Consider the following 12226-nt stretch of genomic DNA (forward strand, 5'->3'; position numbering starts at 1 on the left):
GAGGGGAAAGGCAATTGAATGTAGAGAAATTTATTGCAGCACGAAAGGCTGCTGGGATGTCACAAAAAGAACTTTCAGAGGGTATTTGCACACAAGCAACACTGAGCAGGTTTGAAAATAATGGACAAGTCCCTTCCTTGAAAATATTGATCAAGTTATGCAATCGAATCAATCTGCCTTTAGTGGATCTTTTTTCTTCAATCAATGTGGTGAATTCACAACTAGATGAACAACTAGAAAAAGCTGAATTTTCGCTGATTACCAGTGAATTTGAACAATTGGCTCAAATTTTGGAGAAAATCGATCCCAAAACGATCAAAGACGCCGATTTAAGAGCTCGTTATTATTATCTTAAAGGATTCGAGATGGTTTTTAACCAGGCGCCGTTCACGGATGTCTTGTTCCATTTTGATCAATTGCTGATGTCAAAGACGACCGACACAGTATTTCAACTGCTGGCCTACACGGGGATCGGCATCGCTTATGCGCGTGAAGCTGAGTTGGAAAAAGCGGAAGTATATTTCGATAAAGTATTTAGCGAAATTTATACGTATCCCATCCAAACAACGGAAGACATCTGGCGCGTTTTGAATATCGTTTTCCATTGCGGGGTTTTTTACGCGCAAACGAATGATCTTGAAACCAGCAACGCACTATTAAATTATGCGATCGCCATTTGCTCAGAGAATCATTTGACCTATTATCTGGCCCGTGCAGCTGCACAGTTGGCCAAAAATGCCCAAGCTGCCGGCGAACCAGCTTCTGTCATTCTAGAATTGATACAAGATGCACTTGCGTTTGCAAAAATCAACAAAAATCGGCTGTTGATCAATGAGTTAAATCAGATGAAAAAACAGCTATAATGATGCATGACTAAAGCAAATGAAAATGAGTCGTTATTTTTGATCCGTTTTATAGGGAACAACCTTTGATCTAGCAACGAAAGATCGAAGGTTGTTCTTTTTTTATATAAGATTAGCGCGGCTTTGTATATAAAAAAATATATAATGATATTGACAAAAATGTTTTAAAGGAGTATTCTCTGATTGTGAAAATACTAACAAAAATGATGGTTCGCTAGCGAGTCGTTTGATTTTTGGAATCAAAGAAGGGATACAAATGGGTGAAAACTTTTTTCGAGAAGAAACAAGGGTCATTCATAGAATGGGTACAACCATCACATTACAAGTTGCCCATAACGATCCAATGTGGTTACTATCAGAATTAGAACGCCTGCTGCATGAATATGAAACACGATTTAGCGCAAACGATCCCCACTCAGAATTGATGGCGGTGAATCACGCAGCTGGTCAACATCCTGTGGTCGTCGATCCAGAACTTTATGAGCTGATCAAAATCGGCAAATATCATAGTTGTGCAGCAGACAGTCACTTGAATATTGCGATTGGTCCTCTTGTCCAAAGATGGCGGATCGGATTTACGGATGCAAAAGTCCTCACACCCTCAGAAGTAACTGCACTATTGCCATTGACAGACCCGCAACAAATTCGTCTGAATGAGGAAGAGCAAAGTGTCTTCTTGGAAAAACAGGGAATGCTGCTAGATCTCGGTTCATTAGCTAAGGGCTACATTGCTGATAAATTACGAATGTACTGTCATCAGAACCATGCTGTTTATGCTTTGATCAATTTAGGCGGTAATATCGTGACCTATGGCGCGTCTCCTAAACATCAGGATGGTTTTTGGCGTATCGGTATCAGAGACCCCCAAGGAACAAGGCAGCAATCATTGGAGATCATCAAAGTCAAGAATGCCTCTCTTGTGACTTCTGGTATCTATGAACGCTATTTACAGCAAGGAGCATCCGTTTATCATCACATCATTGATCCAAAAACAGGCTTTCCAACCAAAAGTGACTTAGCGAGTCTGACCATTGTTTCTAAGTCATCGTTGGAAGGAGAAATCTGGACAACTCGTTTATTTGGTAAACCGATCGTTCAAATGGTGGATCAATTGAAAGCTCAGACCGGAATCGAAGGAATCCTTGTCACAAGAGAGAATCGGGTCTGCCACACGTCAGGGATCAAAGAAAATTATTTTGGAAAGGAAGAATAAAAAATGAAATTTATAGGCTTAGTAGGAACCAACTCATCACGATCAACGAATCGCGATTTGTTAAACTTCATGAAAAACTTTTTTGCTAGTGAAGCGGAGATCGAACTTGTCGAAATCGCCGGTCTTCCCTTATTTAATAAGCCGGAAGACCATGAGTTGCCGGAAGCAGTCAGAAGGATTGCAGAAAAAATTGAAGCTGCTGATGGCGTGATTATCAGTACCCCAGAATATGACCACGCCGTTCCAGCTTCGCTGATCAATGCCTTGAATTGGCTTTCTTATGGTATTTTTCCTTTTGTTGATAAGCCCGTTATGATCACAGGGGCGTCGTATGGCACACTAGGGTCTTCCAGAGCACAGGCTCATTTGCGGCAGATTTTAGATTCACCGGAATTAAAAGCACGGATCATGCCAAGTTCAGAATTTCTTTTGGGGCATTCATTGCAAGCTTTTGATGAACAAGGACGCCTGAAAGATGAAGAGCAAGTAACAAAATTGCGGGAACTATTCAGTGATTTTCTCTTGTTTGTGACGATCACAAGTCAGTTACAACATGCCCATCAAGCCAATAAACGTGAAGCAGAAAATTTTTCTTGGGAAACCATTTAATTGCGATAGGAGATAGAAAAGATGAAATTAATCGGTATCGTCGGATCAACAGCAGAAGTTTCAACCAATCGAAAATTATTAACATTCATCAAAAAACAATTCACCGAACTTTTTACTTTGGAACTTGTCGAAATCAAAGATTTGCCATTATTCAATCAAGATGATGATCAAACGAACAGTCCAGAGATCCAGCAACTAAATCGAAAAATCATTTTAGCCGATGGCGTAATCATTGCTACACCAGAGCACAATCATACAGTACCAGCAGGCCTGAAAAGTTTCTTGGAATGGCTTTCATTTAAGATTCATCCTCTTGAAAATAAGCCAGTAATGGTCGTGGGTGCTTCGTATTATGATCAAGGAACTTCCAGATCACAGTTGCATTTGCGTCAAATCTTGGATGCCCCAGGAGTCAATGCACTTGTGATGCCGGGGAATGAGTTTTTACTAGGAAAGTCAAAAGAAGCTTTTGATGAAGATGGGAATCTGATCGATCAACGAACAATTGATTTTTTAGGCAGCACGTTAGCAAGCTTCGTCAAATTTATTAACGTAGTCTCTGCATTAGCTGGACCTAAACAATTGCCACCAGAAGATTTACATGCGACTGGGAAGATCGCTACAACGGTGGAAGGCGTTGATATGTCTGATGATCAATGGCTTGAGAAAGCTGCAGAAGCAGTAAGGGCCGTTTCTGGAAATACTTATGTTCAGTTAAATCGTGGATTATTGACTGTCGATCAAATCAATTACTTTTTAGATTCAATGCCGATGGAGTTGACCTTTGCGGATAGCAATAATCAATTCTTGTATTATAACTTGCGTCAAGAAGCCCATGAAATGTTGGCAGCTCGTGTTCCCGGTCAGGTGGGCAATCCATTAGCAAACTGTCACCCTGAAAAATCATATAAAAATGTGGAATGGGTGATCCAACAATTGCGCAGCGGCGCTACAGATGCTGTTCGGGTTCATGTACCAAAACAGGTTCCAGAGAAATACATTGTCCACAATTACCAAGCCATGCATGATGAAAATGGCGAATATGCAGGTATCAACGAGTATATTCTAGATTTCAAACCAATCATTGAATGGTATCTGCAACAAACCGGTCAAAAATTGGTGGGAAACGAAGATGCTGTCTCTAGCGCTTCTGTTCACGAGAACTCAGATGCTGTTACCAGTGCTTCTGTCCATGAAGATAACGCAGAGTCAGCTACGACAACTGGTGCGTCAGAGGCTGTCGTAGTCGATGCTGTTTCTAGTGCATCTGTAAAATAAAAGAGGACTAAATTTTTCCTATCCTAAAGGAGATAGAGGAATAAAATGATTCGATCAAAACTTACTGAGTGCAACTTCTTGTTTGCTCCAGAATAGTTTTGATCTTTTTTATATCACTTGAACCGCATAATTGACGGCAATGAGAGAGCATCGTCTTTTCTGATAGATTAACTGAGATCAAGTGATTCACGAAACTTTCTTGAAAAATTTGCATATTTCGATTTTCATTCCTATAATTGATAGGGAGGCCGTTGCTTCTCTGCTAGAAAGTCGCTGCTTGTTTTTCCATTGTTAAAAATCTTTCATCTTCTATAGCTTGCTTCATCAGTTATGCCGTGTTTTTCATTGAAGATCTTGTTTTCTTCTGATCATTTACATACTAATTTTTTCCCAAACAACCACTTATAAAAGATGTCGCTCCCAATAGGGGCTAGAGGAGGAATGTCATGAATTTAACTACCAAACTATTACGTCCATTGGGCTCTGGCATCGCAATGGGCGTTCCTTTGATTACTGGGATTCTTTCCAAAGACCCCATGATTTGTTCTGTTGGAGCCATGGGAGCTTTTTCTTATTTGGCTTTTCAGCACCGTTCCTTCAGTTACAATATAAAAGCAATCCTGATCCACGGTTTTGCATTGTTGAGTGCTTTTATTTTAGGGGCGATTACTTCATTGATTCCTTGGAGTGCACCGTTTATTATCGGCTGCTTATCCTTCACGGCTTTTTTACTTTCCAAAATCTACCGCTTGCCAAAACCAGATTATTTCTTTGTACTGATGCTCTACGCAACGGGATTCAATTTTCACCATCAAACACAGAATGTGACAGATGCTTTACTGGCGATTCTTCATCAAAGCTCCTATCTTCTTTATGGAATCGTAGGTTCTCTGGCGGCTGGGTTGCTGATCTCCGCTGCAGAAAGGCTGCCTTTTCATTTACCCAAAGATCGCTTTCAGCAGCTTTCTCTCAAAGATAAGTATTATGTCGCTCTTTACCACCAACCGGAAATGATCCTAAAAGCGATGCATTTTTCGATGATTTTATTTATTGCTACTTATAGTGGATATCTGTTGAGAGCAAGCAATGGTTATTGGATCTTGATTTCTGCAGCCGCGGTACTCGCTGGCGAACATATGGAAAACATCAAAAAAAGAACAATCGGTCGTGTGCTAGGAGGAATAGTTGGGCTCTTATTAGGTTTCTTACTCATGGCACTGGATTTACCATTAGAAGCAAAAGCTGCTATTTTGATTGTATTGAATGTATTGACGGAATATTTCATGCCTGTCAATTATACGATCGCCAACTTTTTTACCAATCCGCAAGTGCTGCTTTTGATGACTATCGGCAGTAGTTTTGTACCACTCCATCTGATTCCTTGGCGTTTCTCGGGAACATTGATCGGTAGTTTATTGGCTATGGGATTGATTTTTCTCATGGATTTTGCGTTAAAGCAAATCCAGCAAAGCATGATCTATCGCAAAGAATGATTGCTTGTTGAATTATGCTAGCTGACTTTAGAAATTAGTGCTGTCTGGCTTTCTATCTGCCAGAATTTGCTTTATCATAAAGAGAGAATGACAGAGCACAAAGCGAGGGGAGCAGATGCAGGAGATTTTTGAGAAGTATCAGCGATTGCTAGCAATCGCTGATGCTGGGATCTATTATGGCAAGGATATTTATGATCAAGAGCGCTATGTCGAAATGAAAGAAATTCTAGTGGAATTGATGAGCCGATCGACGAAAGAAACAACCGATACGCTTAAACTTGTGCTAAATGCCAATGAGGGGTATCCAACACCAAAAGTTGATGTTCGAGCATTGATTCGTCAGGATAACAAAGTCTTATTAGTGGAAGACATTCATACAAAAGAGTGGTCTTTACCGGGTGGCTATGCAGAAGTCGGTTTCTCACCCAAAGAAAACGTTATAAAAGAAGTGTTGGAAGAGACAGGATTAGTTGTTGAAGTTGACAAACTTTGTGCAGTATTTGATACTAATCTGCGCAAAGACATTCCACAATTGTTTCAATATTATAAATTAGTTTTTGCCTGTTCGATCAAAGAAGGTTCTTTTGTGACGAACAGTGAAACCTCTGCCAGTGGCTTTTTTACGTTGGAAGAGTTGCCGCCGTTGTCAATGAAACGAACGACAGCAGAACAATTAAAGATTTTGATTGAGGAAGAGCAAAATTTTGTGGATTGATCATTCACAAAAACAGTTTAACCAATAGGTCAGCAAAAGAAATCCTGATAGGATCTTTCTGTCAGGTAGGATTGGCTTTTCTGCGGAAAAGATGATCGTTCTTTGGCTGCCTATTTTTGTTTCTGACAGTACAGACTTTTTTTGTTTTTACTATTCAAGTGGTACAATCGAAGCATAACGAGTATGAGGCACTGTGTATGGGAAATAAGCGGTTTTAGCATCTTAAATGAAAATGGAAATAGTTCTGAAATTTTTAGAAAAGTTTATTTACTTGGAGGAAAAGTTGGTATATCATTGATTTCGTTGTTTTATTAAGGATTCAGAGGGAAAATAATCGCGCCTATCTGAATAATGGAGGATTCAAAAAATGAAAAATGTGCTTCACTCTTATTTTGGGCTTGATGAGCTCAACACGACCATCAAGCGGGAACTCTTGGCTGGATTCACGACATTTATTTCAATGGCCTATATTCTTTTTGTCAATCCAACGGTCCTTGGTGCTTCTGGTATGGATGAGGGAGCGGTCTTTACAGCCACAGCATTAGCAAGTGCCCTCGGATGTATTTTGATGGGAGTCTTGGCAAAATACCCGATTGCGACAGCTCCTGCGTTAGGAATCAACGCGTTCTTTTCTTATTCAGTCTGTATCGGGATGGGTGTGCCTTGGCAAACGGCACTAGCCGGTGTTTTTGTCGCTTCGCTGATTTTTATTGCAATCACGATTTTTAAACTTCGTGAAATGATCATTGATGCGATTCCTTCCGACTTGAAATATGCTATTTCTGGTGGGATAGGCTTGTTCATTGCTTTCCTTGGTCTTAGTGAAGGTGGGATCATTGTTTCCGACGATTCAACATTAGTTGCCTTAGGATCATTGAGTGTAGGTACGACATGGTTAACGATCTTTGGCTTGGTCATTACGGCTGTGTTGATGGTTCGTCGAGTACCTGGAGGGATTTTCATTGGGATGGCAGCGACGACCATTCTCGGTTTAGTGACAGGTTTGATCCACGCACCAAGTTCGATCGTTTCGGCAGCACCTAGTATGTCGTCGACTTTTTTAGTCGCATTGAAGCATGTCGGTGACATCAACACATTGCAAATGTGGGTCGTTGTCCTAACATTCTTACTAGTCACTTTCTTTGATACTGCCGGTACGTTAGTTGGTTTAGCCAATCAAGCAGGTTTCATGAAAGACAATAAGATGCCTCGAGTGGGGAAAGCATTAGCGTCAGATTCGACAGCGATGTTGGCAGGATCATTACTAGGAACTTCTCCAGTAGGCGCATATGTGGAATCTTCAGCAGGGATCGCTGTCGGCGGTCGTTCTGGACTAACAGCTGTGACCACAGGTATTTTCTTTTTGTTTGGTCTATTCTTTTCTCCGCTTTTATCAGTAGTGACCTCTCAGGTTACAGCACCAGCATTGATTATTGTCGGAGTACTGATGGCGCAATCACTAAAAGAAATCAAATGGCATGAAATGGAAATCGCGATTCCTTCTTTTCTGATTTTATTAGGCATGCCTTTGACTTATAGTATTTCTGACGGGATCGCGCTAGGTTTCATTTTCTATCCAATCACAATGATTGCGGCCAAACGTGGTAAAGAAGTTTCACCGATCATGTATGTGTTATTCTTTGTCTTTATTGGTTTTATGTGGATCTTGAACGTTTGATCACGAGAAATAAACGGATGCTTGCTAGCTCTTTCATGAGTAGCAAGCATCTTTTTTTGTGGCTTCCTATCTTTTGATGAAGTGAATGGCATCCGAAAGAGAATCAGTGCTTATTTTTGTTTCAGTTCTTGGTATAATAAAAGAAAAAGCAAAGTAGGGTGACTATGGTAACGGTAACGATTAAAGATATCGCTGAAAAAGCAGGCGTTGCGAAAAGCACCGTTTCCCGCTATTTGAATAATGGCTATGTTAGCGAGCAAACACGTAAAAAAATTGATGCAATTATTGAAGAGACCGGCTATCGGCCCAATACGTTTGCCCGCAGTTTAAAAGCACAAGACACAAAACTGTTGGGAGTGATCATTCCTAGGCTGGATTCTCCTTCCACCAACAGTGTGTTAGAAGGGATCGATGAAACAGCTCGAAAGAATGGGTATCAATTGTTAATCACGAATTCTAATCAAAATGAAGAACGCGAATTAGAAAATATTGAGATGCTGGTCAAGCAAAAGGTTGCTGGTATCATTATGCTGGCTAGAGAGATCACGAGTGAGCTAGCACAAGTCTTGCAGCAATTGACCGTTCCTGTACTGATGTTGGGTCAACACTTACAAGGAGTCCATTCGATTGTCCATGATGATTATCGTGCGGGAGAGAAACTGGCAGAGTATGCAATTGAACTCGGCCATCGGTCTTTTTTGTTTATCGGAGTGACTGAAAAAGACGAAGCAGTAGGGATCTTGAGAAAAAAAGGCTTTACGGATGTGGTCGCTCAAATGGAAGGGACCAAATTATCTTTCATCGAAACGTCTTTTTCCAGAAGTGAAACCTATCAAAAAGCTCGCTTATTTCTAAAAGAGAATCAAGCGACCTATTTAGCCTGTGCCACAGACAACATTGCTGTTGCCGTATTGAAAGCCGCACATGAGTTAGGCTTGCGAGTGCCGGAGGATTTCTCCCTTAGCGGCTTCGGTGGATATGATTCGACGGATTATGTCTTTCCGACGATCACGACCACTCACTATCCTTACCACCAGTTAGGTGTCGATGCGGTGGAAACGATCCAGAAGTTGATCCAAAAAGTTCAAGTGCCAGAATTGATCAAGTTACCGAATCAACTGGTGATCAAACAATCAACGATTCCCATAAAACAAATACCATAATGATTCGTGAAAGGGACTGTGCCATAAGTCTCCGACAAGTAACACTATCCGAACCTTAACTATTATTGCTCCTGCGGTGCAGTGGCTCCTCGTCGCAAAAGTCCGAGGAATCTATCGCAACAGCATATGATTCGGTTTAACTTGTTGGATGATGACTTTGTCACAGTCTTTTTTTTGATAAAACGGGTTGATTTTGCAAACGGTTTCTGTTATCCTTTTTGTAGAACCGGTTCCACAAAATAAAGTGAGTTGAAATGGAGGAAAATTAAAATGAAAGATCAGAAAATCATTGATCAGTTGCTCCAAGCAGTGGGTGGTAAGGAAAACGTTAAAAATTATGAGCATTGTGCCACTCGACTACGCATTATTTTGAAAAATGATGCGTTGCTAGACAAAAAGAAGGCAGAAAACATTTCTGAAAGCAAAGGCTATTTCTTTAATACAGGACAGCATCAGTTTATTTTTGGGACTGGAAAAGTAAATGAAGTTTATGAGGCTTTTGCTCAAACAATGGGTAAAGATGGTGAGCAGCAGACAGCCTTTAAAGAAGATGTTTATTCCAATCTGACGCCTGTTCAGAAAGTTGTTCGTACTCTTTCTGATGTGTTGGTGCCATTGATTCCGGCATTAGTTACAACTGGACTTTTGATGGGGATCCGTGGTCTGCTAGTTGAATTAGGGGTTCCTTTTAGTGCGGACTGGTATGCGCTCTTTGAAATGCTGACAGATACAGCCTTTGCTTTCTTACCTGTATTGATTGCTTATAGTGCCACCAAAAAATTTGGCGGTAATCCGATCATCGGGATCGTTGTTGGTTTGATGATGGTAGCACCTCAGTTACCCAATGCTTGGGCAGTTGCTAGTGGCGATGCACAGCCGCTACATTTATTCGGTCTTTCTATTTCAGGGTACCAAGGTTCGATTTTCCCCGCAATTATTGTTGGTTGGCTTGTTTCCAAATTAGAAAAAGGATTTAGAAAATTTGTTCCACAAATGATGGATTTAGTCGTCACCCCATTTCTGACTATCGTAGTGACGCTGACATTAGTTTTATTTGCATTAGGTCCCATTTTGCAAGTTGCAGAAAAAGCAGTGATCAACGGCATTGTTTACCTCGTACAAGCGCCTTTTGGTATTGGCTATATCTTATATGCAGCGGTTCAGCAATTGATTGTTATCACCGGTTTGCATCATTCATTGAGCATCATCGAACTTGGTTTATTAAATACTTCAGGAGAGAATGTCTTGCAAGTTCTAGGAACAGCGAGTATGGCAGGACAATTTGGGGCAGCAATCGCAGCTGCTTTTCTTTACCGAAACAAAGTCAAACGCTCGAATGCCATTAGTGCAGCTGTACCAACCTTGTTTGGGATCACGGAACCATTATTGTTTGGGATCAATCTTCGGTCCTTGCGTATTTTTGCTTCTGGCATGGTTGGGGGGGCCATCGGCGGCTTGATGACGTATGTTTTTCAATTGGCAGCAACAGGAATGGGCATTACATTTATTCCTGGTTTGTTGTTGTATACAGGAGATTTCGGCGCCATGTTGAAATACATTGCAGTGATCCTCATTGCGTTTAGTGTGGGCTTTGCCTGCGTCCAACTGCAGCGGAGAAAGATTTCCGATGAATTGAATGAAGAAACAACGATTGAGGATGACCTTCAAACGTTAAGCGCAACCGAGAATTAATGGAAAAATTGTAGAGAAGAAAGTGGTGGATGGATTTGTGTGCAAAAGAAGCCTGGCAAGAGCTGGAACAACAATCGGAACTAAAAGCAAAGATCGCTCAGGATAACTGGCGACTGTACTTTCATTTAATGCCGGAAACTGGGTGGATGAATGATCCCAATGGGCTTTGTCAGTTTAATGGGGTTTATCATTTCTACCATCAATATGTTCCTCAAAATCCTGCAGGAAAAGAAGCACCCCATTGGGGACATAAAACGTCAACCAATTTGGTAGACTTCAAAGAAGAAGCAATTTTTCTCTCACCAGAACATTCGTATGATCGAAATGGTGTATTTTCTGGCAGTGCGATTGTAAAGGATGATCAGATCCATTTCTTTTATACAGGAAATGTGAAAAACGAAGGGGACCATGATTATACTTTTAGTGGCAGAGAACAAAATACGGTCCATGTGATTAGTGATGGTTATTCGATTGAAAAACAAGAAGTAGTGATCCCGCATGAAGCATATCCTGCAGGGTTTACCGATCATATCCGTGATCCAAAAGTATTTGAAAAAGAGGGCCGTTACTATATGATCTTAGGGGCTCGAACTCGGGAAAGTGAAGGAAAGATTTTGATTTATCAGTCAGAGGATCTTTCACAATGGACGTATCAAGGGATATTTTTAGGGGATGATTATTCCCTTGGTTATATGTGGGAATGTCCCGATTTCTTTCAACTTGACGGACAAGATATTTTACTTTTTTCACCACAGGGAGTAGATCCGCAAGCTTATGCTTTCAATAATTTATACCAGTCTGGCTACTTATTAGGGGAAGTAGATTGGAAAAATTTGAAATTTAAGCCAACATCGGATTTCGTGGAATTGGATCGAGGGTTTGATTTTTATGCTCCGCAAACGTTCTTGGATCAAAAAGGGCGTAGATTGTTATGGGGCTGGATGGGACTAGGGGACACAAGTCCTGAATACTCGAATCCCACTGTTACTCGAGGATGGCAGCATGCGGCGACATTGCCGCGAGAACTGAGCTTCAATGGGCAACGATTGATCCAACAACCATTGCCAGAATATCAAAAATTACGTGGAAAGCCTTTCTTCTGGAACGTCGAGTTAAAGGATAGCGTTACTGCTCCAAAATTAGCTGGAGAGGTCTACGAACTGCAGGTAGAGCTAATACAACAGACAAAAAACCTGCAGCTTCTCTTGCGCCAAGACACGATTCTCTCTTATGATGGCCATATTTTTACTCTTTCTCATGGGCCTTCCGGCTATGGACGCAAAAAAAGAAGCATTCAACTATCAGAATTACGACAGATCCAATTGTTTATGGACACTTCATCGATGGAAGTGTTCATAAACAATGGGGAGTATACCTTTACTTCCAGACTTTATCCGCAAAAAGAGCAAGACCAAATCGTCTTCTCAGGGACTGGCAGTTTGGCTATTCAACTGTGGCCATTCTCAAATTAGCAAATAGCATGCGCAATCAGCAAAGAAGCGTGATAGAAGGAAAAGAGCGT

10 protein-coding genes are annotated in these 12226 nt (G+C 41.0%); all 10 read left to right on the plus strand.

The genetic code is table 11. From position 1 onward, the window contains the following. Positions 1-14 precede the first annotated feature (14 nt). Complete coding sequence (locus ACTFWY_RS08825) at positions 15-863, plus strand: helix-turn-helix domain-containing protein (RefSeq protein WP_005470778.1); 849 nt, start codon at positions 15-17, stop codon at positions 861-863. Positions 864-1119: 256 nt separating this feature from the next. Further along, a complete protein-coding gene (locus ACTFWY_RS08830; RefSeq protein ID WP_170081329.1) occupies positions 1120-2076 on the plus strand; it encodes an FAD:protein FMN transferase in 957 nt (318 codons plus the stop codon). A gap of 3 nt (positions 2077-2079) precedes the next feature. Then, on the plus strand, positions 2080-2685 hold the full coding sequence (locus ACTFWY_RS08835; RefSeq protein WP_021150173.1) for an NADPH-dependent FMN reductase: 606 nt from the start codon (positions 2080-2082) through the stop codon (positions 2683-2685). Positions 2686-2706: 21 nt separating this feature from the next. Further along, positions 2707-3963, plus strand: coding sequence for an NAD(P)H-dependent oxidoreductase (locus ACTFWY_RS08840; RefSeq protein ID WP_311828285.1), 1257 nt, complete (start codon positions 2707-2709; stop codon positions 3961-3963). 446 nt (positions 3964-4409) lie between these two features. Beyond that, positions 4410-5456, plus strand: coding sequence for an FUSC family protein (locus ACTFWY_RS08845; protein WP_081131527.1), 1047 nt, complete (start codon positions 4410-4412; stop codon positions 5454-5456). A gap of 115 nt (positions 5457-5571) precedes the next feature. Beyond that, positions 5572-6171: an NUDIX hydrolase gene (locus tag ACTFWY_RS08850; RefSeq protein ID WP_311828286.1), complete on the plus strand. Its 600-nt coding sequence runs from the start codon at positions 5572-5574 to the stop codon at positions 6169-6171. A gap of 367 nt (positions 6172-6538) precedes the next feature. After that, positions 6539-7849: an NCS2 family permease gene (locus ACTFWY_RS08855; RefSeq protein ID WP_003125873.1), complete on the plus strand. Its 1311-nt coding sequence runs from the start codon at positions 6539-6541 to the stop codon at positions 7847-7849. Positions 7850-8013: 164 nt separating this feature from the next. Further along, positions 8014-9012, plus strand: a complete 999-nt coding sequence (locus tag ACTFWY_RS08860; protein WP_311828287.1) for a LacI family DNA-binding transcriptional regulator — start codon at positions 8014-8016, stop codon at positions 9010-9012. A 270-nt stretch (positions 9013-9282) separates the two neighbouring features. Continuing rightward, on the plus strand, positions 9283-10704 hold the full coding sequence (locus tag ACTFWY_RS08865; RefSeq protein ID WP_002328679.1) for a PTS transporter subunit EIIC: 1422 nt from the start codon (positions 9283-9285) through the stop codon (positions 10702-10704). 29 nt (positions 10705-10733) lie between these two features. After that, positions 10734-12176, plus strand: a complete 1443-nt coding sequence (locus ACTFWY_RS08870) for a glycoside hydrolase family 32 protein (protein WP_311828288.1) — start codon at positions 10734-10736, stop codon at positions 12174-12176. Positions 12177-12226 lie beyond the last annotated feature (50 nt).

It is taken from the genome of Enterococcus sp. 125944, from assembly GCF_051909435.1.
In the GTDB taxonomy this organism is placed as follows: Bacteria; Bacillota; Bacilli; order Lactobacillales; family Enterococcaceae; genus Enterococcus_D; species Enterococcus_D gallinarum.

Coding starts and splice junctions, on each gene's coding strand:
- ACTFWY_RS08830 (WP_170081329.1), top strand. CDS start 1,120: ATGGGTGAAAACTTTTTTCGAGAAGAAACAAGGGTCATTCATAGAATG.
- ACTFWY_RS08835 (WP_021150173.1), top strand. CDS start 2,080: ATGAAATTTATAGGCTTAGTAGGAACCAACTCATCACGATCAACGAAT.
- ACTFWY_RS08840 (WP_311828285.1), top strand. CDS start 2,707: ATGAAATTAATCGGTATCGTCGGATCAACAGCAGAAGTTTCAACCAAT.
- ACTFWY_RS08845 (WP_081131527.1), top strand. CDS start 4,410: ATGAATTTAACTACCAAACTATTACGTCCATTGGGCTCTGGCATCGCA.
- ACTFWY_RS08850 (WP_311828286.1), top strand. CDS start 5,572: ATGCAGGAGATTTTTGAGAAGTATCAGCGATTGCTAGCAATCGCTGAT.
- ACTFWY_RS08855 (WP_003125873.1), top strand. CDS start 6,539: ATGAAAAATGTGCTTCACTCTTATTTTGGGCTTGATGAGCTCAACACG.
- ACTFWY_RS08860 (WP_311828287.1), top strand. CDS start 8,014: ATGGTAACGGTAACGATTAAAGATATCGCTGAAAAAGCAGGCGTTGCG.
- ACTFWY_RS08865 (WP_002328679.1), top strand. CDS start 9,283: ATGAAAGATCAGAAAATCATTGATCAGTTGCTCCAAGCAGTGGGTGGT.
- ACTFWY_RS08870 (WP_311828288.1), top strand. CDS start 10,734: ATGGATTTGTGTGCAAAAGAAGCCTGGCAAGAGCTGGAACAACAATCG.